Annotated in this window: 20 protein-coding genes; 10 read left to right on the top strand and 10 right to left on the bottom strand. The window is 54.6% G+C overall.

Translation table 11 applies throughout. The features are described 5' to 3' along the window. The first annotated feature begins 57 nt into the window (after nt 1-57). The 3 genes from panB to panD are packed head-to-tail and all read left to right on the top strand — an operon-like array spanning nt 58 to nt 2,150. Nucleotides 58-849, top strand: a complete 792-nt coding sequence (panB, locus tag L462_RS00580; protein ID WP_014168674.1) for a 3-methyl-2-oxobutanoate hydroxymethyltransferase — start codon at nt 58-60, stop codon at nt 847-849. Nucleotides 850-860: 11 nt separating this feature from the next. After that, on the top strand, nt 861-1,712 hold the full coding sequence (gene panC, locus L462_RS00585; RefSeq protein WP_025205376.1) for a pantoate--beta-alanine ligase: 852 nt from the start codon (nt 861-863) through the stop codon (nt 1,710-1,712). 57 nt (nt 1,713-1,769) lie between these two features. Continuing rightward, nucleotides 1,770-2,150, top strand: a complete 381-nt coding sequence (gene panD, locus L462_RS00590) for an aspartate 1-decarboxylase (protein WP_014168672.1) — start codon at nt 1,770-1,772, stop codon at nt 2,148-2,150. Nucleotides 2,151-2,190: 40 nt separating this feature from the next. Here the strand turns inward: panD and L462_RS00595 are convergent, their stop codons facing one another. The 4 genes from L462_RS00595 to L462_RS00610 all read right to left on the bottom strand — a co-directional run bounded on the left by L462_RS00595 (nt 2,191) and on the right by L462_RS00610 (nt 5,741). Next, complete coding sequence (locus tag L462_RS00595; RefSeq protein ID WP_014168671.1) at nt 2,191-3,438, bottom strand: polysaccharide deacetylase family protein; 1,248 nt, start codon at nt 3,436-3,438, stop codon at nt 2,191-2,193. 63 nt (nt 3,439-3,501) lie between these two features. Continuing rightward, the gene (locus L462_RS00600) at nt 3,502-3,942 is read right to left on the bottom strand and encodes a PTS sugar transporter subunit IIA (RefSeq protein WP_020882597.1); all 441 of its coding nucleotides are present in this window, start codon (nt 3,940-3,942) and stop codon (nt 3,502-3,504) included. A gap of 105 nt (nt 3,943-4,047) precedes the next feature. Next, on the bottom strand, nt 4,048-4,818 hold the full coding sequence (locus L462_RS00605; protein ID WP_014168669.1) for an ABC transporter permease: 771 nt from the start codon (nt 4,816-4,818) through the stop codon (nt 4,048-4,050). Then, a complete protein-coding gene (locus L462_RS00610; protein WP_014168668.1) occupies nt 4,815-5,741 on the bottom strand; it encodes an ABC transporter ATP-binding protein in 927 nt (308 codons plus the stop codon). The genes L462_RS00605 and L462_RS00610 overlap by 4 nt, the downstream gene beginning before the upstream one ends. Nucleotides 5,742-5,848: 107 nt before the next feature. Here L462_RS00610 and can point away from each other — a divergent pair, with 107 nt between their 5' ends. Further along, nucleotides 5,849-6,511: a carbonate dehydratase gene (can, locus tag L462_RS00615; protein ID WP_020882596.1), complete on the top strand. Its 663-nt coding sequence runs from the start codon at nt 5,849-5,851 to the stop codon at nt 6,509-6,511. A 101-nt stretch (nt 6,512-6,612) separates the two neighbouring features. Here the strand turns inward: can and hpt are convergent, their stop codons facing one another. Further along, nucleotides 6,613-7,149: a hypoxanthine phosphoribosyltransferase gene (gene hpt, locus L462_RS00620; RefSeq protein WP_025205381.1), complete on the bottom strand. Its 537-nt coding sequence runs from the start codon at nt 7,147-7,149 to the stop codon at nt 6,613-6,615. Between the two features lie 207 nt (nt 7,150-7,356). Between hpt and L462_RS00625 the strand changes: the two genes are divergently transcribed. Further along, the gene (locus tag L462_RS00625; RefSeq protein WP_020882595.1) at nt 7,357-9,747 is read left to right on the top strand and encodes a glucose/quinate/shikimate family membrane-bound PQQ-dependent dehydrogenase; all 2,391 of its coding nucleotides are present in this window, start codon (nt 7,357-7,359) and stop codon (nt 9,745-9,747) included. A 96-nt stretch (nt 9,748-9,843) separates the two neighbouring features. Here the strand turns inward: L462_RS00625 and cueO are convergent, their stop codons facing one another. Continuing rightward, complete coding sequence (gene cueO / locus L462_RS00630; RefSeq protein ID WP_032679633.1) at nt 9,844-11,403, bottom strand: multicopper oxidase CueO; 1,560 nt, start codon at nt 11,401-11,403, stop codon at nt 9,844-9,846. A gap of 145 nt (nt 11,404-11,548) precedes the next feature. Here cueO and L462_RS00635 point away from each other — a divergent pair, with 145 nt between their 5' ends. The 3 genes from L462_RS00635 to speD all read left to right on the top strand — a co-directional run bounded on the left by L462_RS00635 (nt 11,549) and on the right by speD (nt 13,677). Continuing rightward, nucleotides 11,549-11,896 (top strand): YacC family pilotin-like protein, encoded by a 348-nt coding sequence (locus tag L462_RS00635; RefSeq protein ID WP_014882582.1) that lies wholly within the window; start codon nt 11,549-11,551, stop codon nt 11,894-11,896. A gap of 116 nt (nt 11,897-12,012) precedes the next feature. Further along, on the top strand, nt 12,013-12,882 hold the full coding sequence (gene speE, locus L462_RS00640; protein WP_032679632.1) for a polyamine aminopropyltransferase: 870 nt from the start codon (nt 12,013-12,015) through the stop codon (nt 12,880-12,882). Further along, a complete protein-coding gene (gene speD, locus L462_RS00645) occupies nt 12,883-13,677 on the top strand; it encodes an adenosylmethionine decarboxylase (RefSeq protein ID WP_014168660.1) in 795 nt (264 codons plus the stop codon). A gap of 31 nt (nt 13,678-13,708) precedes the next feature. Here speD and yacL read toward each other — a convergent pair whose 3' ends face one another. Beyond that, nucleotides 13,709-14,071, bottom strand: a complete 363-nt coding sequence (gene yacL / locus L462_RS00650) for a protein YacL (RefSeq protein ID WP_014168659.1) — start codon at nt 14,069-14,071, stop codon at nt 13,709-13,711. Nucleotides 14,072-14,259: 188 nt separating this feature from the next. Further along, nucleotides 14,260-16,857: a bifunctional aconitate hydratase 2/2-methylisocitrate dehydratase gene (gene acnB, locus L462_RS00655; RefSeq protein ID WP_020882592.1), complete on the bottom strand. Its 2,598-nt coding sequence runs from the start codon at nt 16,855-16,857 to the stop codon at nt 14,260-14,262. 412 nt (nt 16,858-17,269) lie between these two features. Here acnB and L462_RS00660 point away from each other — a divergent pair, with 412 nt between their 5' ends. Together L462_RS00660 and L462_RS00665 are read left to right on the top strand one after the other, a co-directional pair. Next, nucleotides 17,270-18,799, top strand: coding sequence for a DUF3300 domain-containing protein (locus L462_RS00660; RefSeq protein WP_032679631.1), 1,530 nt, complete (start codon nt 17,270-17,272; stop codon nt 18,797-18,799). 10 nt (nt 18,800-18,809) lie between these two features. After that, nucleotides 18,810-19,601 (top strand): DUF2950 family protein, encoded by a 792-nt coding sequence (locus tag L462_RS00665; protein WP_020882590.1) that lies wholly within the window; start codon nt 18,810-18,812, stop codon nt 19,599-19,601. Between the two features lie 52 nt (nt 19,602-19,653). Here L462_RS00665 and lpdA read toward each other — a convergent pair whose 3' ends face one another. Next, nucleotides 19,654-21,078, bottom strand: a complete 1,425-nt coding sequence (gene lpdA / locus L462_RS00670) for a dihydrolipoyl dehydrogenase (RefSeq protein WP_020882589.1) — start codon at nt 21,076-21,078, stop codon at nt 19,654-19,656. A gap of 198 nt (nt 21,079-21,276) precedes the next feature. Then, entirely contained in the window at nt 21,277-23,160 is a 1,884-nt protein-coding gene (aceF, locus tag L462_RS00675; RefSeq protein WP_032679630.1) for a pyruvate dehydrogenase complex dihydrolipoyllysine-residue acetyltransferase, read from the bottom strand. Between the last annotated feature and the right edge of the window lie 2 nt (nt 23,161-23,162).

The raw sequence follows: 23,162 nt of genomic DNA, 5'->3' as shown, positions 1-23,162 counted from the left end.
CTCAAATGTTACTGTTAGAATGCGCAAAGATTCGCTTTTGGGCTATCAGGAAACAGTATGAAACCAACCACCATCTCCTTACTGCAGAAATGCAAACAGGAAAAGAGACGCTTCGCCACCATTACTGCGTATGACTACAGCTTCGCTAAGCTTTTTGCCGAAGAGGGTATCACTGTCATGCTGGTCGGAGATTCGTTAGGGATGACGGTACAAGGCCATGATTCCACCCTGCCGGTGACGGTCGAAGATATTGCCTACCATACCCGTGCCGTGCGCCGCGGAGCACCTGCCTGTCTGCTGCTTTCCGATCTGCCTTTTATGGCCTACGCGACGCCAGAGCAAGCGTTCGAGAATGCGGCAACCGTCATGCGTGCCGGGGCCAATATGGTCAAAATCGAAGGCGGAGCCTGGCTTGCAGAGACCGTGAAAATGCTCACCGAACGTGCCGTGCCGGTCTGTGGTCATCTGGGTCTGACGCCGCAATCCGTCAATATTTTTGGCGGCTATAAGGTGCAGGGCCGCGGTGACGCGGCACAGACACTGTTTGAGGATGCCCTGGCGCTGGAAGCCGCTGGCGCGCAGCTGCTGGTGCTGGAGTGTGTGCCGGTTGAACTGGCGAAACGCATCACCGAGGCGCTGTCGATTCCGGTGATTGGTATTGGCGCAGGCAACGTTACCGACGGTCAGATTTTAGTGATGCACGACGCCTTTGGTATTACCGGCGGTCATATCCCTAAATTCGCCAAAAATTTCCTGGCAGAAGCAGGCGACATGCGTGCTGCTGTGCGGCAGTATATTGCCGACGTTGAATCCGGTGTTTACCCGGGTGAAGAACACAGTTTCCATTAAGGAGTCTTGTTGTGCTAATCATTGAAACCCTGCCGCTGCTTCGCCAGCATATCCGTCGTGCACGTCAGGAAGGTAAACGTATCGCACTGGTTCCCACGATGGGTAACCTGCATGACGGCCATATGAAGCTTGTTGATGAAGCCAGAGCGCGTGCAGATATCGTGGTGGTCAGTATCTTCGTGAACCCCATGCAGTTTGACCGTGCCGACGACCTGGCGCGCTATCCGCGCACCCTGCAGGAAGATTGCGAAAAACTCAAAAAACGCCACGCCGACATTGTCTTCTCTCCGGCACCTGCAGACGTCTACCCGCAGGGGACCGAGGACGCGACCTACGTGGACGTGCCGGGCATTTCAACCATGCTGGAAGGCGCCAGCCGTCCGGGCCATTTCCGCGGCGTTTCAACCATCGTCAGCAAGCTGTTTAACCTGGTGCAGCCGGACGTTGCCTGCTTCGGTGAGAAGGACTTCCAGCAGCTGGCGTTGATCCGTAAGATGGTCGCCGACATGGGTTATGATATTGAGATCGTGGGCGTGCCGATTGTGCGTGCCAAAGACGGTCTGGCGCTCAGTTCCCGTAACGGGTACCTTACCGCGGATGAGCGTAAAATCGCGCCGGGATTGAGCAAGGTCATGAATACCATGGCGGAACAGCTTGTGGCTAAAGAGCTGAGTGCAGAAGAGATCGTTGCCCTCGCCGAACAGGCGCTGAACGACAAAGGCTTCCGCGCTGACGATATCCAAATCCGTGATGCCGATACGCTGCTTGAGCTGACCGATACCAGCAAGCGCGCGGTGCTTCTGGTGGCTGCATGGCTCGGTCAGGCACGCCTTATCGACAATAAAGTGGTTGAGCTGGCATAACTCTCTACCTCCCCTCGTTCGCGGGGGGTTAACGCATGATGATTAAAGGTAAACGTAATGATTCGCAAAATGCTGCAAGGTAAGCTTCACCGTGTGAAAGTCACTCAGGCCGACCTGCACTATGAAGGCTCCTGCGCCATTGATCAGGATTTTCTTGATGCAGCGGGCATCCTTGAAAACGAAGCCATTGATATCTGGAACGTGAATAACGGTAAGCGCTTCTCTACCTATGCGATCGCGGCGGAACGCGGCTCCAGAATTATCTCCGTGAATGGCGCTGCCGCTCACTGTGCCGACGTCGGTGATATCGTTATCATCGCCAGCTTCGTGATGATGTCTGACGAAGAAGCCCGTCGCTGGCAGCCAAAAGTGGCGTACTTCGAAGGCGACAACGAAATGAAACGCACCGCGAAAGCCATTCCGGTCCAGGTTGCCTGATATCCTGAAGGCTGTGAACCGTTCACAGCCTTCTCTCACCTCATCCCTGCGGCTGATTACTGATAAGCCGCGACATCGTCTCCAGCGAATCCGTCCTTAAAATATACAGTCGCTTAAGCAGGAACGGATTGTCCCCGGGCTTCACTTTGCCTTTTACCGTTGTCACCGCCAGGTGGAACCCTGCGTCATTCGCTGCTTTTACCGCTTTGTCATCATAGGCGCCAAACGGATAAGAGAGATAGAGCACGTGCGGGTTAAATTGCGCCAGCGCCCGGCGTGAACGCGCGAAATCGAACAAAATCACGTGATGGCTACGGCTCAGTAAGATCGGGTGTTTATTGCCGTCCACCCGATGCAAGAAGTGAGTATGGGACTGGATATCAAACACATCCTGGATCTGCTCAAGCTCAGAGACACTCATAAACTGCAGGTATTTCGGCGCCCACTTCTGCGGATGACGTTTTATACGCGACGAGATGATAAACGCCGTCGCCTTGAATCCATACGCTTTGAGGACGGGATACGCATAGCGGCTCACCGACTTCAGCCCGTCATCAAAGGTGATCACCACAGACTTCGCCGGCAGGTTCATTTTGTTACGCACATACCCTTCAAGCTGAGCCATCGTCAGCGTGGTATAGCCCTGATCGCGAAGCCAGGTCATCTGGTTGCTGAACGCACGCACGCTGGTGGTCGTAGAGGTATGCCGGAAACGGGTGTTCTCCTCATCACGCAGGATATGGTGATAGGTCAGGACCGGGATGCCGTTATCTTCCTGCGCATCCAGGCTGCTGATCCACGCCAGACGATTGCCGATGCGGATCTGATACCAGGTCTGGTTCAGACGGTCTTTAAGTTTATTCAGAATGGGGTAGCGAAGGTTAGCGCTCATCGTGCCGAAAGGGGCGCTTCCGCTGCTGGGGGCGTTAAAGACAGGCGTGTCTTTCCAGGTTATCAGGTTCTGGTTACTCAGCGGTTTATTCAAATCACCAAGGCTGTCTTCCACGCGCTGTTTGCCCTGCACGTCTTCCAGGTGCTCTTTATCAATAAAGCCCGTGCCGAAGCCAAAACGAAACTCGTAGTAATCAGCGGATGTGGGGACGACGGCCAGGATTTGCCCGGCACGGATATTGCCGACATTGACCACATTGTTACCTACTTGCGCCCAGATAGCCGCATCTTCGGTGGTTTGCATATATCGGGCGGGAAGCCCTTGCTGAGCGATCAGGCTGGCAGATGCGCCGCCGGAAACCAGCAGCAACAGAAGGAATACAACGCGCATGAACATGGAATATTAATCGACACGAAAAATCAGCCACCATTGTAACAAAAGCAGCATCAATACCAATGTTTAATTCTTATACAAATCATGGAGCAAGACAAAGGGAGGATTTTTTTGCTGCTGATGCCACAGGCTGCTGACGCCGGCCACTTTTTTGTCGACGATCGCATGACGGAATTCAGCGCTGCTTAAGGTTTCCCGAAAGGGATACATGGATTCCAGCAGCAAAGAGTTAATGCCTGATATCACTTCACAGTTGTCGTGCTTGTGGCTCAACAATGCCGCAGAGCGATAAGGTGCCGCGCCGGATTTATCGGTCAGGAAGATGACGCCGTCACCGGTGTCGGTTTCATGCAGGGCATCGCACATCATTCGGCTGAGCATGTTGGTGCTCAATCCACGCCAGTAGTTAACCGCACGGCATTGCGCCAGCGGACCAAATCTGGCCTCCAGTTTATCCAGCATATCCTGCGCCTGTTCATCATGGCAGGCGATCACCCATCCCAGCATCACTCTCTCCTTAGCAGGCAAGTAGTTTAGCGGAGTGAAGGTTAGCGTACGGTGATAACAATCAAAGAAAAGCACCCGGCAAACAGAATGTCGCCGGGCGGAAGATTAGCTGCGCAGACCGCGTCCACGCTGAATCAGAGACCAGCACAGCAGGTAGAAGGCGATAATAAACACCACCAGCACCGCAACCGTGGTAATCAGTGGCACATCCGTAATGCCGAGGAAACCAAAGCGGAAGCCGCTGATCATATAAACAATCGGGTTCAGGTGTGACAGCGCCTGCCAGAACGGCGGCAGCAGCGTCAGGGAGTAGAACACCCCGCCAAGATAGGTCAGTGGCGTCAGCACAAAGGTCGGGATCAGGCTGATATCATCGAACGTTTTAGCAAACACCGCGTTCAGCAGACCGGCCAGCGAGAACAAGATGGCCGTCAACAGTAACGTGAGCGCCACGAACAGCCATGAATGCACCTGGAACGGCACAAAGAACAGGGAGATCGCCGTCACCAGAATCCCCACGCAGAGACCGCGCGCCACGCCGCCGCCCACATAACCCGCAATGATCACATGCGTTGGTACCGGCGCGACCAGCAGCTCTTCAATGTTACGCTGGAACTTGGCGCTAAAGAATGATGATGCCACGTTAGCATAGGCGTTGGTGATCACCGCCATCATGATCAGGCCCGGCACAATAAACTGCATATAGGTAAAGCCGTGCATTTCACCAATGCGGGAACCGATGAGGTTACCGAAGATGATGAAGTAGAGCGTCATGGTGATCACCGGCGGTACCAGAGTTTGCACCCAGATACGCATAAAGCGGTTAATCTCTTTCGCCCAGATGCTTTTCAGCGCGACCCAGTAAAGATGCGTCATGCCTTGTCTCCTTGTTTATCCTGCACCAGAGAGACAAACAGCTCTTCCAGTCGGTTCGCTTTGTTACGCATACTTAATACCTGAACACCCTGCGCGCTCAGCTGTGAGAACACGCTGTTGATGCCCTGCTCGCGCAGCACTTCCACTTCCAGCGTTGAGGTATCCACCAGACGATAGTTATAGCCTTCCAGCGTCGGCAGCGGGCTTTTCGCCGCCAGGTCGAGAATGAAGGTTTCGGATTTTAGCTTGGCGAGCAGGCTCTTCATCGAGGTGTTTTCCACCAGCTCACCGTTCTGAATGATGCCGATATTGCGACACAGCATCTCCGCCTCTTCGAGGTAGTGCGTGGTCAAAATAATGGTCGTGCCTTTGTCGTTGAGGTCCTTCAGGAAGCCCCACATTGAACGACGCAGTTCGATATCCACGCCCGCGGTGGGCTCATCAAGGATCAGCAGCTTTGGCTCATGCATCAGCGCACGGGCAATCATCAGACGGCGCTTCATCCCGCCAGACAACATGCGCGCACGTTCATTGCGTTTTTCCCACAGATCGAGCTGTTTGAGGTACTTTTCGCTGCGCTCCACCGCTTCTTTGCGCTCAACACCGTAGTAACCCGCCTGATTAACCACGATTTGCTGCACTGTCTCGAACGGGTTGAAGTTGAACTCCTGCGGTACCAGTCCGAGCTGGCGCTTGGCATTCACCACATCTTTTTGCAGGTCGTAACCAAACACGCTCACCCGGCCGGACGTTTTGTTGACCAGCGAACTGATAATGCCAATGGTGGTGGATTTCCCCGCCCCATTCGGCCCCAGAAGCGCGTAGAAATCCCCCGCTTCCACTTTGAGATCTATCCCACGCAGCGCCTGAACGCCGCCTGGATAGGTTTTTTTGAGCTGCTCAAGCTCCAGTGCAATCGCCATGAATTAAACTTACCTTAGGTTCTGACACACGTTGTGTGGTTTCATTAAAAGTCGAGTTACCCTATATTAGCGCAACGCAATCACTCGGTTACAGGTCGCTAACCTCCATGAACGACATAGATACACTCATCAGCAACAATGCACTATGGTCAAAAATGCTGGTGGAGGAAGACCCCGGATTTTTTGGAAAGCTCGCGCAGGCGCAAAACCCACGCTTTCTCTGGATTGGATGTTCCGACAGCCGCGTTCCGGCAGAGCGCCTGACAGGCCTCGAGCCTGGCGAACTGTTTGTGCACCGTAATGTTGCCAACCTGGTGATCCATACCGACCTCAACTGCCTTTCGGTTGTTCAGTACGCCGTTGACGTTCTGGAGGTCGAGCACATCATTATTTGTGGCCACTATGGCTGCGGCGGTGTGCAGGCCGCGATTGAAAATACCGAACTCGGGTTAATCGATAACTGGCTGCTGCATATCCGCGATATCTGGTTCAAACATAGCTCACTGTTGGGTGAAATGCCGCAGGAGCGTCGTCTCGATACCCTTTGCGAGCTGAACGTGATGGAGCAGGTTTATAACCTTGGCCATTCCACCATCATGCAATCGGCGTGGAAACGCGGGCAAAAAGTCTCGATCCACGGCTGGGCGTACGGTATTCACGATGGTTTGCTTCGTAACCTGGAAGTGACCGCCACCAACCGTGAAACGCTGGAGCAGCGCTATCGTTCCGGGATCGCCAACCTGAAGCTTAAGCACGTCAACCATAAATAGCTGCCTGTAAGCGGTTCAGATAAAAACAAAACGGCAACCCGGGTTGCCGTTTTTACTGTGTGTCCCCTCGTCAGAGGGCAACAGGCCGCACGTCACAAACCTTACTCGTCGAGCAGGATCACTTTACCCACATACGGCAGATGGCGGTAACGCTGCGCGTAGTCAATGCCATAGCCCACGACGAACTCGTCAGGGATAGAGAAGCCGACAAACTCTACCGGCACCTGCACTTCACGGCGGCTGGGTTTATCCAGCAGGGTGCAGATCGCCAGGGATTTTGGCTCACGCAGGCTCAGGATCTCGCGCACTTTAGAGAGCGTGTTGCCGGAGTCGATGATGTCCTCAACGATCAACACATCTTTGCCACGAATATCTTCATCCAGATCTTTCAGGATTTTCACATCACGGGTTGTGGACATGCCGCTGCCGTAGCTGGAGGCGGTCATAAAATCGACCTCATGGGACACCTGCACTTCACGGCACAGGTCTGCCATGAACATGAAAGAGCCACGTAAAAGACCGACCAGCACCATTTCGCTGCCGCTGTCCTTGTAATGTTCGGTGATTTGACGACCCAGTTCGGCGATACGCGCTTTGATCTCGGCTTCCGGGATCATCACTTCAACAGTATGTTTCATATTACTAACCATATGATTTTAATGAAAATCTCTCAATGCGGATGAATGTTACTCCGGCATCGATACGCAAGCCAGCCATTATATCAGTAAATGGATACACCTGGCGCATGAGTTATAAAAAGCAAATATTGTGATTCCGATCACACTTGTTAATACCTATAATTAGTTGCTAGCAAATAATTAACAAAACTGACGAGTACACTTTCTATGGCTGAAATAAAAACTCAACAGCCACGTCTACTGGTGACATTAACAGCGCTATTCGCCGCCTTCTGCGGCCTGTATCTGTTAATCGGTGGCGTCTGGCTGGCCGCAATTGGCGGCTCCTGGTACTACCCTATTGCGGGTCTGGTTATGCTTGGCGTAACCGTCCTGTTGTGGCGTAGAAAACAATCCGCGCTATGGCTTTATGCTGCTTTACTCCTCGCAACCATGATCTGGGGCGTCTGGGAAGTCGGTTTCGACTTCTGGGCACTGACGCCGCGCAGTGACATCCTGGTCTTCTTTGGTATCTGGCTGATCCTGCCGTTCGTGTGGCGTCGCCTGATTGTTCCTTCAAGCGGTGCCGTTGCGGCGCTGGTGGTTGCCCTGCTGATCAGCGGCGGCATTCTCACCTGGGCCGGTTTTAACGACCCGCAGGAGATTAACGGTACGCTGAATGCCGAATCCACCCCAGCTGCGGCTATCTCGCAGGTCGCGGATGGCGACTGGCCAGCTTATGGCCGTAATCAGGAAGGTCAGCGCTACTCCCCGCTCAAGCAGATCAACGCGGACAACGTTAAGAACCTGAAAGAAGCCTGGGTATTCCGTACCGGCGACCTGAAGATGCCAAACGATCCGGGTGAACTGACCAACGAAGTGACGCCGATTAAAGTCGGTAACATGCTTTATCTGTGTACCGCGCACCAGCGTCTGTTCGCGCTTGACGCGGCCACCGGTAAAGAGAAATGGCACTTCGATCCACAGCTGAACTCCAACCCGTCGTTCCAGCACATCACCTGCCGTGGCGTCTCTTACCACGAAGCGCGTGCTGATAATGCGAGTCCTGAAGTCATTGCCGACTGTCCTCGCCGCATCATGCTGCCGGTAAACGATGGCCGCCTGTTCGCGATCAATGCCGAAACCGGTAAGCTGTGTGAGACCTTTGCCAACAAAGGTATCCTGAATCTGCAGACCAACATGCCGGACACCACGCCGGGTCTGTATGAGCCAACCTCACCGCCGATCATCACCGATAAAACTATCGTGATTGCCGGCTCGGTAACCGATAACTTCTCCACCCGCGAAACCTCTGGCGTTATCCGTGGTTTTGACGTGAACACCGGTAAACTGCTGTGGGCCTTCGACCCGGGCGCGAAAGATCCAAATGCGATCCCATCGGACGAACACACCTTTACCTTTAACTCACCTAACTCCTGGGCACCGGCGGCGTATGACGCGAAGCTGGACCTGGTCTACCTGCCGATGGGCGTCACCACGCCAGATATCTGGGGGGGTAACCGTACGCCTGAGCAAGAGCGTTATGCCAGCTCTATCGTGGCGCTGAACGCGACCACCGGTAAACTGGCCTGGAGCTACCAGACTGTTCACCACGATCTGTGGGATATGGACATGCCGTCCCAGCCGACGCTGGCGGACATTACCGTTAACGGCAAAACCGTTCCGGTGATTTATGCACCGGCGAAAACGGGCAACATCTTTGTGCTGGATCGCAGCAACGGTAAGCTGGTTGTCCCGGCACCCGAAAAACCCGTTCCGCAGGGCGCTGCCAAAGGCGACTATGTCACCAAAACACAGCCGTTCTCTGACCTGAGCTTCCGTCCGAAGAAAGATCTCAGCGGTGCAGACATGTGGGGTGCCACAATGTTTGACCAGCTGGTGTGCCGCGTGATGTTCCATCAGCTGCGCTATGAAGGTATCTTCACACCACCTTCTGAGCAGGGCACGCTGGTCTTCCCGGGTAACCTGGGCATGTTCGAATGGGGTGGGATCTCCGTTGACCCTAACCGTCAGGTGGCGATTGCCAACCCGATGGCCCTGCCGTTTGTCTCTAAGCTTATTCCACGCGGTCCAGGCAACCCAATGGAGCAGCCTAAAGATGCTAAAGGCAGCGGTACTGAAGCGGGTATTCAGCCGCAGTATGGCGTGCCATACGGCGTCACGCTGAACCCGTTCCTGTCGCCGTTTGGTCTGCCGTGTAAACAGCCTGCCTGGGGTTATATCTCCGGCCTGGATCTGAAAACTAACCAGATCGTCTGGAAAAAACGTATTGGTACGCCTCAGGACAGCATGCCGTTCCCGATGCCAGTTCCTGTCCCGTTCAATATGGGTATGCCAATGCTGGGTGGTCCAATTTCTACCGCCGGTAACGTGCTGTTCATCGCGGCAACCGCCGATAACTACCTGCGTGCGTACAACATGACCAACGGTGAAAAACTGTGGCAAGGCCGTCTGCCAGCAGGTGGACAGGCAACGCCGATGACCTATGAAGTGAATGGCAAGCAGTACGTTGTCATCTCTGCGGGTGGTCATGGTTCGTTTGGTACGAAGATGGGCGACTACATTGTGGCTTATGCTTTACCCGACGACGCTAAATAATTAACACCGCCAACGGTAAAAAAAACGGCAACTTCGGTTGCCGTTTTTATTGTTTATCCCCTCTGGACCGGGGTCTGGGCATCAGGCCACACGATATTAAACCGTGAACCCCAGCATCATGCCCGTATCTTCATGCTCCAGCAGATGGCAGTGCGCCATATAGGCAAACGCCTTCGGTGCCTCGTGGTCAAATTTCACCAGCACCTCACTGACGCCACCTTCAACCCTGACGGTGTCTTTCCATCCCGCGCGATGCGCCTGTGGCGCGTTACCGTTTTCAGAAAGGATGCGGAACTGGGTGCCGTGAATATGGAATGGGTGCAGCATCATGTCGCCTTCGCCTGAAATCACCCAGCGTTCAAACTGCCCTTTTGTGGCTGCAAACATTGGCGTGTTCATGTCGAACGCTTTGCCGTTGATCATGTTGGCATTGTGGAAATCGAAATCATGGCCACCGTGCCCCATGCCGCCCATTTTACCGTGGTCCATATTCATATGGCCCATCATCTCTCCGTGGTGCATACCCGCCATCGCCTGATTGCCATATTTCGCCATCAGTGCCTGCATGCCCATCATATCGAGCATCGGGTTCATGGACAGTTGCAGCTTGCGTTGGGTCAGGCCCTCGAGAGAAGGTAGCGCCGGGAGCGTGGTCAGGGTATCCGGCAACATGCCCGAGGCCGTGACCTGCAGCGGCTGGATCTGCAGTACCGGGTGCGGCTTGTCAAAGGGTGCAACCGCCATTCCCATCTGACTGACCGGTAGCGTGACCAGGTCAAACGGTTTGCCATCGCTGATATCCACCAGCACCTCAAAACGTTCCCCCATCAGCATCGGTAGCGTATCCACCTTCACCGGTTCAGGCAGTAGCCCCCCGTCGCTTGCGACCACGTACAGAGGGCGTTTATCGCTGGTGGCGAAATTCAGTGAGCGGGCGTTACAGCCGTTGAGCAGGCGTAAGCGCAGCCAGCCTTTCGGTGCCGCATGCTGCGGGTAAATGGCACCGTTGGTCAGCAGGGTGTCGCCAAACCAGCCTACCGCCGCGCTCATGACGTCCAGCTGATAATCAATTTGCCCGTCAGCGGTGAATTTTTTGTCCTGCACAATGACCGGCACATCGTCGATGCCCCACTGTTTGGGCAGGCGCAGCAAACGGCTTTCGTCATCTTCAATCAGCACCAGCCCCGCCAGCCCCATCGCCACCTGATGGCCCGTTTTGCCATGCTGATGGGGGTGGAACCAGCAGGTCGCGGCGCGCTGGTCCGGGGTAAAGGTCACGCTTCGCTTACCGCCCGGTTTTATGATGCCCTGCGGCCCCCCATCCACCTCGCCCGGCACTTCCAGTCCGTGCCAGTGCAACGTGGTCTCCTCAGCCAGCGTGTTATGGATATCCACCGTTACCGCTTTCCCTTTACGTAACTGAAGTGCCGGGCCGAGAAGATTGCCGTTATAACCCCACGTTGTCGCACTGTGTGCACCAAAGGTCGTTTTACCGGACTGGACAACAAGCTGGATGCGGCTACGGGCATCCGCGGTGAGTAAATCAGGGATCGGTAAGGCAGGTCTGTCAGCCGCAAAAGCCGCGCGGCTCCACAGCGGTAAAGCGCTGGCTACGCCAAGCGCAACGGAATATTTTAAAAAATCACGGCGTTGCATGTTCATTTCCTTATTTCCAGCAGGCGATCTTTTGAGCATAAACCCTCCCCTTACCGGAAGGTCAAGTAAAGCGGCAATAATAAAGATCGTCGGCCTGGCATCAAGTATGCTAACGTTAATTTTCCGTGATGCAGTGGTAGAAGCAATGAAGACGTTTTTCAGAACAATTTTGTTCGGTAGCCTGATGGCGATGTGTGCGAACAGTTACGCGCTGAGTGAAAATGAAGCGGAAGATATGGCCGATCTGACGGCAGTTTTTGTCTTTCTGAAAAACGATTGTGGTTACCAGAATTTGCCCAACGGGCAGATTCGTCGCGCACTGGTCTTTTTTGCCCAGCAAAACCAATGGGATCTCAGCAACTACGATAGCTTCGACATGAAGGCGCTCGGCGAAGACAGCTACCGCGATTTAAGCGGTATTGGTATCCCTACCGCCAAAAAATGCAAAGCGCTGGCTCGCGATTCACTCAGCCTGCTCGCCTACGTGAAATAACCTTCCCGACGCCCCCTTGTTGAGCCTATAGCCGTGCAACCACGGTTATAGTTAGCTATCATGTTTCGCTCATTTTTTGTGAGCGTAACGGATGTTAACAAAGGAGGAGTCCGCGTATGGCCGACCACACGTTGTGGCATGAAACACTGCATGACCAGTTTGGTCAGTACTTTGCCGTTGATAACGTGCTCTATCATGAGAAAACCGATCACCAGGATCTGATCATCTTCGAGAATGCCGCCTTTGGCCGCGTGATGGCGCTGGATGGTGTCGTGCAAACGACCGAGCGCGACGAGTTTATCTATCATGAGATGATGACCCACGTTCCGCTGCTGGCACACGGGCATGCGAAGCATGTTTTGATTATCGGTGGTGGTGATGGCGCAATGCTGCGTGAAGTCTCCCGCCATCAATCCATCGAAACCATTACGATGGTGGAAATTGATGCCGGCGTGGTCTCTTTCTGTCGTCAGTACCTGCCGAACCATAACGCCGGTAGCTATGACGATCCGCGCTTCAGTCTGGTCATTGATGATGGGGTTAACTTCGTTAATCAGACGACCCAGGCCTTCGACGTTATTATCTCCGACTGTACCGACCCGATCGGTCCCGGCGCATCGCTGTTTACCTCCGATTTCTACGAAGGCTGCAAGCGCTGCCTGAAGCCGGGCGGGATTTTCGTGGCACAAAACGGCGTCTGCTTCCTGCAACAGGATGAAGCCCTCGACAGCCACCGCAAGCTAAGCACCTATTTTGGCGATGTCAGCTTCTATCAGGCCGCTATTCCGACGTACTACGGCGGGATCATGACCTTTGCCTGGGCGACAGATAACGACGTACTGCGCCATCTTTCTACCGAAATTATTCAGGCCCGCTTCCACCAGGCCGGTCTTATGTGCCGTTACTACAATCCGGCAGTTCATACCGCAGCGTTTGCCTTACCGCAGTACCTGCAAGACGCATTATCCACTAAGGGGGTGAGCTAATTGAAAAAGCTTAAACTGCATGGCTTTAACAACCTGACCAAAAGCCTGAGTTTTTGTATTTACGATATCTGCTATGCCAAAACAGCGGAAGAACGCGATGGTTACATCGCCTATATCGATGAACTCTACAATGCCAACCGTCTGACCGAGATCCTGTCAGAAACCTGTTCGATTATCGGCGCGAATATCCTGAATATCGCCCGTCAGGATTATGAACCTCAGGGTGCCAGCGTCACGATTCTGGTCAGCGAAGAGCCGGTCGACCCTCAACTTATCGATAAAACAGAACATCCGGGCCCGCTGCCGGAAGTGGTCGTCGCCCATCTCGATAAAAGCCACATCTGCGTGCACACCTACCCGGAAAGCCATCCTGAAGGCGGGCTGTGTACCTTCCGTGCCGATATCGAAGTGTCGACCTGCGGCGTGATCTCCCCGCTGAACGCGCTGAACTATTTAATCCACCAGCTGGAATCCGATATCGTGACGATTGATTATCGCGTGCGAGGCTTTACCCGTGACATTAACGGCATGAAGCACTTTATCGATCACGAGATCAATTCCATTCAGAACTTTATGTCCGACGACATGAAGTCGCTATATGACATGATGGATGTGAACGTGTATCAGGAAAATATCTTCCATACCAAGATGTTACTTAAGGAGTTCGACCTTAAGCACTACATGTTCCATACCCGACCAGAAGATTTAAGCGAAGAAGAGCGCAAGGCCATTACTGACCTGCTCTGGAAAGAGATGCGCGAAATCTACTACGGCCGCAATATTCCGACCGTGTAAGCCGCGCTGGGAGCAAGGACGCTCCGGTGTGCTATTTCTGTTTCATGAACGCCCGGTACGCCGTCACGACTTGCAAAAAGTCTTCTACGCCGCACAGCGACAGACTCTCTTCATCGTAGTAGCTCATCCCCTCTTCCATCTCATCACCGGAGAATTCAAGCTGGTTGGCACGCACCATCACCTCTTCGCCATCCATCCACAGCGTGTATTCGTGCCCGGCACGTTGCCAGGAGCGTTCACTGCCTTTCACCGTATTTGCCGCCTGTTCAACTTCGTCCAGAAGGGCGAGATTCTCTTTCACCTCTTCGTTGAACCAGTGTCCAACAGCTTCGTGGCCCATCGACATACGCACTTTCACCACTCCGGTGATGTCGCGCAGAAATTCGTAATCCATAGTATTTTCCTCTGCAAAGCCATTACGCTAATTATCGCAGCAGAGAGGAAGAAAAAAAGCGTGGGAGGCAGGAGGAATGAAAATAAAAAGGTGAGAGCAAGACCTTGCGGTCTGATGCCCTCACCCTGTCCCTCTCCACAGGAGAGGGTGCAAACACAAAACCGCCTCCGTGGAGACGGTTTAGCTGTTTATACCGCCGTCTGGAAGATAACCCCGTCAGCTTTCTCGGTGTACTGAGAGAGCTGGTCGAAGTTCAGATAGCGATAGGTATCTACCGCCGTCTTATCCACCTGAGCCACAAAGGTCTGGTACTCTTCCGGCGTTGGCAGTTTACCAATCAGTGCCGCAACCGCCGCCAGCTCCGCAGAGGCCAGGTAGACGTTAGCACCGGTACCTAAACGGTTCGGGAAGTTACGGGTAGAGGTGGAAACCACCGTCGCACCGTCAGCCACACGCGCCTGGTTACCCATACACAGGGAACAGCCAGGAATTTCGATACGCGCACCGCTCTTACCGAACACGCTGTAGTAGCCCTCTTCGGTCAGCTGAGCCGCATCCATACGGGTTGGCGGAGCCACCCACAGACGCGTTGGCAGCTGGCCTTTGTGGGTATCCAGCAGCTTACCGGCAGCACGGAAGTGGCCGATGTTGGTCATACAGGATCCAATGAACACTTCGTCGATCTTGTCGCCCTGAACGTCGGAAAGCAGACGCGCGTCGTCCGGATCGTTCGGTGCACACAGGATTGGCTCTTTGATATCCGCCAGATCGATGTCGATCACTGCCGCGTATTCTGCGTCAGCATCGGCTTCCAGCAGCTGTGGATCCGCCAGCCATTTTTCCATGCCCTGGATACGGCGCTCCAGCGTACGACGGTCGCCGTAGCCTTCTGCAATCATCCACTTCAGCAGCACGATGTTAGAGGTCAGATACTCAATAATCGGCTCTTTGTTCAGCTTGATGGTACAGCCAGCAGCAGAACGCTCCGCGGACGCATCGGTCAGTTCGAATGCCTGCTCGACTTTCAGATCCGGCAGACCTTCAATTTCCAGAATACGGCCAGAGAAGATGTTTTTCTTCCCTTTCTTCTCAACGGTCAGCAGACCCTGTTTGATGGCATACAGAGGGATAGCATGCACGAGGTCACGCAGGGTGATACCCGGCTGCATTTTGCCCTTGAAGCGCACCAGAACCGATTCTGGCATATCCAGCGGCATCACGCCGGTCGCAGCAGCAAACGCCACCAGCCCAGAGCCCGCCGGGAACGAGATACCGATTGGGAAACGCGTATGGGAATCACCACCGGTACCGACGGTATCAGGCAGCAGCATACGGTTCAGCCAGGAGTGAATAACACCGTCACCCGGACGCAGCGACACACCGCCACGGTTCATGATGAAGTCAGGCAGCGTGTGGTGCGTGGTCACGTCAACCGGCTTCGGATACGCGGCAGTGTGACAGAAGCTCTGCATCACCAGGTCAGAAGAGAAGCCCAGGCACGCCAGGTCTTTCAGTTCATCACGGGTCATTGGGCCTGTGGTGTCCTGAGACCCCACGGAGGTCATCTTCGGTTCGCAGTACGCGCCAGGACGGACACCGGCGACGCCGCAGGCGCGACCCACCATTTTCTGCGCCAGGGAGTAACCACGATTGCTTTCCGCCACATCTTTCGCATGACGGAACACGTCGCTGTGCGGCAGACCCAGCGCTTCACGCGCTTTGGTCGTCAGGCCACGACCGATGATCAGCGGAATACGGCCACCGGCACGCACTTCGTCAATCAGCACGTCGGTTTTCAGCTCAAAACTCGCCAGCAGTTCGTTGGTTTCGTGGTTGCGCACTTCACCTTTGAACGGGTAAACGTCAATCACGTCGCCCATATTCAGGTTAGAGACATCCACTTCGATCGGCAGTGCGCCCGCATCTTCCATGGTGTTGAAGAAGATTGGCGCAATTTTGCCGCCCAGCACCAGGCCGCCGCCACGTTTGTTAGGCACATGAGGAATGTCATCGCCCATGAACCACAGTACGGAGTTGGTCGCGGACTTACGGGACGAACCGGTACCCACTACGTCACCGACGTATGCCAGCGGGAAACCTTTTTCCTGCAGGGCTTCGATCTGTTTGATCGGGCCAACGCTGCCCGGCTGATCCGGCTCAATACCTTCACGGGCGTTTTTCAGCATCGCCAGCGCGTGCAGAGGAATATCAGGACGAGACCACGCATCCGGTGCCGGAGAGAGGTCATCGGTGTTAGTTTCACCGGTCACTTTGAAGACGGTAACGGTGATTTTTTCAGCCAGTGCAGGACGGTTCAGGAACCATTCGGCATCGGCCCAGGATTGCATAACCTGTTTCGCGTAGGCGTTGCCGGCTTTGGCTTTTTCTTCCACATCGTAGAAGTTATCGAACATCAGCAGCGTTGAGGAGAGCGCTTTGGCGGCAATCGGTGCCAGCGTGTCGTTATCCAGTGCGTCAATCAGCGGATGAATGTTGTAGCCACCCTGCATGGTACCGAGCAGTTCAATAGCTTTTTCAGGAGTAACCAGTGGGGAGGTTGCTTCGCCTTTGGCGACGGCGGCAAGGAATCCGGCTTTTACGTAGGCAGCTTCATCTACGCCAGGCGGTACACGGTTGATCAACAGATCTAACAGGAATTCTTCTTCGCCCTTAGGCGGGTTCTTCAGCAGCTCGACGAGCGCGGCCATTTGGGTTGCATCTAAAGGTTTGGGTACAATTCCCTCGGCGGCACGTTCTGCTACGTGCTTACGGTATTCTTCTAGCACGACGGTTCTCCTCGCTCTCATTGTCATATGCGGCGGGCGTTCTCTTCACGCTCCTGTGAGACAGCAGTTTGTAGGGTAAATGCCCGATACCGCGTCGGGCAGCATAGCAGGATTTCTGCACAGTGTTAATCCGTTTACAAAAAAGCAACATTAAAAAATTTGCTGAATCGTTAAGCATGGTGTAGCGGGCAGGTGCAACGAATTCTGACTGCAAAAACCGTGAGTGCGACCTTCTGAATATTCCGGCGGCATTTCAACCATCCGATATAATTGTGTAATAAATACTCACACTCTTTATCCGGACGTACCGGATGATTCCCCACAAAAGTCAAAACAGTAAAAGACGGGTGATTGATACTCACGCCAACCGTAACGCCTCACGGCACAGCGCTTGTCTCGTTGGAGTCATTTTATGAAGTTGCCCTTTAAGCCACAACTGCTTGTCCTTCTGTGCAGTGCCGGGCTGTTTGCCGCCTCAGGCGTCATGTTCGTTAAAAGCCGCGCAACGGAGCCTGTGGCTCCTGCCCCCGTCGCACAACAACCGGCTGCGCCGCCTGCCGCTCAGCCAGCACCGGTCGTCGCGCCAGCCTACACGGCCGCGCAAATTGATCAGTGGGTTGCCCCCATCGCGCTCTACCCGGATGCCCTGCTATCGCAAATTTTGATGGCTTCGACTTACCCGGCCAACGTCATCCAGGCGGCACAGTGGTCAAAAGACAACCCTAAACTGCAGGGCGATGCCGCCATTCAGGCCGTGGCGAATCACCCCTGGGATCCGAGCGTGAAATCACTGGTGGCGTTTCCTCAGCTGATGTCCCTGATGGGCGAAAATCCACCCTGGGTGCAGAGCCTGGGCGACGCGTTTCTCGCGCAGCCGAAAGATGTGATGGATTCCGTGCAACGTCTGCGTTTGCTGGCGCAGCAAACCGGTGCATTGCAATCAACACCGCAGCAAACGGTCACCACCGAGACAAAACCGGCCCCGGCGAAAACGGCCACCGGCCAGACAACAAGCACCGCCACGACGTCAGCCCCGACGGTCATTAAAATTGAGTCTGCCGACCCGCAGGTGGTTTACGTGCCCACCTACAACCCGAATACCGTGTATGGCACCTGGCCGAACACCGCTTATCCGCCCGTCTATTTACCGCCCTCTCCGGGAGAGCAGTTTACGGACAGCCTGGTCAAAGGCTTAGGGTTCAGCCTGGGTGTGGCGACCACCTACGCTATTTTCAGCAACATCGACTGGGATGATGACGATGACTGGGATCACCACCATGATGACGACTGGGATCACCACGGCGGCTATAACCGCAACGGTGATAACAACATCAATATCAACGTTGAGAACTTTAATAAAATCAGCGGCCAGCGCCTGACGGACGCCAACCGCACCTGGCAGCATAACCCGGCCTATCGTGAAGGAGTGCCCTATCCCACCAACACGCTCAACAATCGCTTCCACTCAACGAACACGGCAACGGGGCTAAGCGCGACGCAGCAAAAACCGGTCAACCGGGACAGCCAACGGCAGGCTGCGCTGAGCCAGATGGAGAAATCAACGGGAAAAACCTTCCCGCAAACCGCGCGTCCGGGCACCAAAGATGCACAGCGTCAGGCGTCAACCGCCCAGCTGAAGCAAATTTCCCAGCGCAACAACTACCGGGGCTACGACACCAAACCGCAAACGGCACAGCGGACAGCCGCTAAGACGCGAGACAGTCGCCCGACCACCACGCAAAGGCAAGAGAAACGGGTTTCGCAGCCTGCGCGGAGTAGCCAGCCGCGCGCCAATGCGCTCAGCGGTAACGACAGTCGTTCCGCCAACTGGCAAGCCCAGCAGCAGCGAGGCGCCCAGAGCAGGCAACAGGCTGCCCGCCATCAGCAACCGCGCCAGACGTCTACCGGGCGTGCTGAACACCGTGAATTCCGTCACCGTTAAGGAAGCCGACATGAAAAGCAAATTACTCAGTGGGATCGCGTTATTCATGCTGTCGGCCGCCGCAATGGCGCAGCAATCTTTCAGCACGCCAGACCAGGCAACCGATGCGCTGGCCAGCGCCATCAGTGAGCAAAATGAAAGCGCGATGAACACCCTGCTCGGTGAGAACTGGCGTGATTTCCTGCCGCCGGAAGGGGTGGATCCTGATGCCGTGGATCGCTTCCTGCGCGACTGGAAAGTTCGGCACAATACGGTCGTTGACGGGAATAAGGCACATCTTGTGGTCGGTGACAGCGACTGGCAGCTACCGATTCCGGTGATCAAAACCGCCTCTGGCTGGCAATTTGATATCAAAGAAGGGGCTGAAGAGATCCTGACCCGCGAGATTGGCCGCAACGAGCTCGCCGCCATCGAGGCGCTGCACGCGTATGTGGATGCACAGCAAAGCTATTTTGCGCTGAACCAGAAATATGCGCAGAAGATTGTCAGCTCAGCCGGCAAAAAAGACGGCTTATACTGGCCGGCCTCGCCCGGCGAAGCCCCCAGCCCACTCGGTCCGGCCTTCAGCCCGAAAGAACCCGGCACTGGCTATCACGGCTACCGTTTTCGCATCCTGCCGGATAAAAATGGTTTTGCCATGGTGGCCTGGCCAGTCAGCTACGGCCAGACGGGCGTGATGAGCTTTGTAATAAACCAGACCGACAAGGTGTACCAGTCGGACCTCGGCAGCGAGTCAGAGAAGAAAGCGCAGGCGTTACCTGCTTATCACCTGGATCACACCTGGCAACCGGTCGCCCCATAACGCAGGCAAAAAAAACGCCTCCGGAGGAGGCGTTTCGCAATCATGAAGAAACTTATTTCTTCTTCGCTTTCGCGTTAGGCAGGTCGGTGATGCTACCTTCGAACACTTCTGCCGCCAGGCCAACAGACTCGTGCAGAGTCGGGTGAGCGTGGATAGTCAGCGCGATGTCTTCAGCGTCACAACCCATTTCGATAGCCAGACCGATTTCACCCAGCAGCTCGCCGCCGTTGGTACCGACAATCGCACCACCGATCACACGGTGAGTCTCTTTGTCGAAGATCAGTTTGGTCATACCGTCTGCGCAGTCGGAAGCGATAGCACGGCCAGAAGCAGCCCACGGGAAGGTGGCGGTTTCGTAGCTGATGCCTTTCTCTTTCGCTTCTTTCTCAGTCAGACCCACCCATGCCACTTCTGGCTCGGTGTAAGCGATAGATGGGATCACTTTCGGATCGAAGTAGTGTTTCATGCCGGCGATAACTTCAGCGGCAACGTGACCTTCGTGAACACCTTTGTGCGCCAGCATTGGCTGACCGACGATATCGCCGATAGCAAAGATGTGCGGCACGTTGGTGCGCAGCTGTTTGTCAACGCGGATGAAGCCACGGTCGTCCACTTCCACGCCTGCTTTGCCCGCGTCGAGGTTTTTACCGTTCGGCACACGGCCGATAGCCACCAGCACTGCGTCGTAACGCTGTGGTTCGGCAGGGGCTTTTTTGCCTTCCATGGAAACGTAAATACCGTCTTCTTTTGCTTCAACGGCAGTCACTTTGGTTTCCAGCATCAGGTTGAATTTCTTGCTGATACGTTTGGTGAAGACTTTAACGATGTCTTTATCGGCAGCCGGGATAACCTGGTCGAACATTTCAACCACGTCGATCTCTGAACCCAGCGCATGGTACACGGTACCCATTTCCAGACCGATGATACCGCCACCCATAACCAGCATACGCTTAGGTACGGATTTCAGCTCCAGCGCATCGGTGGAATCCCACACGCGTGGATCTTCATGTGGAATGAATGGCAGCTGAATTGGACGGGAACCCGCAGCGATGATCGCGTTGTCGAAGTTGATAACGGTTTTGCCGTTTTCGCCTTCCACTTCCAGGGTGTTCGCGCCGGTGAATTTACCCAGACCGTTTACCACTTTCACTTTACGGCCTTTGGCCATACCTGCCAGACCACCGGTCAGCTGAGTGATAACTTTCTCTTTCCAGGTACGAATCTTGTCGATATCGGTTTTCGGCTCGCCGAAGACGATACCGTGTTCAGCCAGTGCTTTGGCTTCTTCGATAACTTTCGCAACGTGCAGCAGAGCTTTAGAAGGGATACAGCCTACGTTCAGGCAAACACCACCGAGGGTGTTGTAGCGTTCTACGATTACGGTTTCCAGACCTAAATCAGCGCAACGGAAGGCAGCAGAGTAACCCGCCGGGCCTGCCCCAAGTACCACGACCTGAGTTTTGATTTCAGTACTCATCATGACCTCTTATTGATTTCCGGCGGTCCAGGTACTTGTCGCCCTTCATCCACCGGGACGTTCTATCCGCCCGCAGTTTACAAAATTGTTAACAATTTTGAAACAACAAACGGCTCACGAATTGTCGCTTTTCGCCAATAACCTCACAGACCACATGAGATTAACAGAAAAAAGCCGGCCGACTGGCCGGCTTTTCGATTACATCACCAGGCGGCGAATGTCGCTCAGGGTGTTGTTGATGATGGTGATGAAACGCGCACCATCAGCACCGTCGATCACGCGGTGGTCGAAGGACAGAGAGATTGGCATCATCAGACGCGGCACGAACTCTTTGCCATTCCATACCGGTTCCATCGCGGACTTGGACACACCGAGGATAGCCACTTCCGGCGCGTTAACAATCGGTGCGAAGTGGGTAGTACCCAGGCCGCCGATGCTGGAGATAGTGAAGCAGCCGCCCTGCATTTCGCCGGCAGTCAGCTTACCATCACGCGCTTTTTTGGAGATGGTGGTCAGTTCACGGGACAGCTCAGTGATGCTCTTCTTGTTCACGTCTTTGAAGACCGGAACAACCAGACCATTTGGCGTATCAACCGCAACACCGATGTTGATGTATTTCTTCAGCGTCAGCTTCTGGCCATCTTCGGACAGGGAGCTGTTGAAGCGTGGCATCTGCTCAAGCGCCGCAGCAACGGCTTTCATGATGAAGACGACTGGGGTGAATTTCACATCCAGTTTACGCTTCTCAGCTTCGGCATTCTGCTGTTTACGGAACGCTTCCAGATCGGTGATATCCGTTTTGTCGAAGTGCGTAACGTGCGGGATCATCACCCAGTTACGGCTCAGGTTGGCACCAGAGATTTTCTGGATACGACCCAGTTCCACTTCTTCGATTTCACCGAACTTGCTGAAGTCCACTTTCGGCCATGGCAGCATGCCCGGGATACCGCCGCCAGCGGCAGCAGCAGGGGCAGCTTCAGCGCGTTTCACCGCGTCTTTCACATAGGCCTGAACGTCTTCGCGCAGGATACGACCTTTACGGCCAGTCCCTTTCACTTTCGCCAGGTTTACACCGAATTCGCGCGCCAGGCGACGAATCAGTGGCGTAGCGTGAACGTAAGCGTCGTTCTCAGCGAACTCAGATTTACCTTCTGCTTTTGCAGCAGGGGCAGCAGCAGGTTTAGCCGCCTGAGCCGGTGCAGCGGCAGCAGCGGCTGCCGGAGCAGCAGCTGGCGCAGCGCCTTCCACTTCGAAGACCATGATCAGAGAGCCCGTAGACACTTTGTCGCCGGTGCTGATTTTGATCTCTTTAACGGTACCCGCGAATGGCGCGGGTACTTCCATAGACGCTTTGTCGCCTTCAACGGTGATCAGTGACTGTTCAGCAGCAACTTTGTCGCCCACTTTTACCATCACTTCGGTGACTTCAACTTCGTCACCACCGATGTCAGGTACGTTGACATCTTTCGCACCGCCAGCAGCAGGTGCAGCGGCCGGCGCTGGCGCAGCAGCCTGAGCAGGCGCGGCAGCAGGTGCAGCACCTGCCACTTCGAAGATCATGATCAGAGAGCCGGTAGAAACTTTGTCACCGGTGTTGATCTTGATCTCTTTAACCGTACCCGCGAATGGCGCCGGCACTTCCATAGAGGCTTTGTCGCCTTCTACGGTGATCAGGGACTGCTCAGCCGTAACGGTATCGCCCACTTTCACCAGGATTTCAGTGACTTCTACTTCGTCACCGCCGATGTCAGGCACGTTGACTTCTTTTGCCGCAGCAGCTGCTGGTGCAGCAGCCGCAGGAGCAGCTTCTTTCTTCTCTTCCTGCGCAGGTGCAGCAGCTGCTGCACCGTCGGCGGAATCGAAAATCATGATCAGTTTGCCAGTCTCGGTTTTATCGCCAACAGAGACTTTGATCTCTTTAACGATGCCAGCCTGAGGAGACGGAACTTCCATAGAGGCTTTATCGCCTTCTACAGTGATCAGCGACTGTTCAGCTTCAACTTTGTCGCCCACTTTGACCAGGATCTCGGTGATTTCAACTTCATCAGCCCCGATGTCCGGTACTTTGATTTCGATAGCCATTC

Origin of the sequence: Enterobacter sp. BIDMC 26 (genome assembly GCF_000534435.1) — a bacterium.
Taxonomy (GTDB): domain Bacteria; phylum Pseudomonadota; class Gammaproteobacteria; order Enterobacterales; family Enterobacteriaceae; genus Enterobacter; species Enterobacter ludwigii.
The sequence above is the reverse complement of the archived record's forward strand: the minus strand, read 5'-3'. Positions and strand labels throughout refer to the sequence as shown.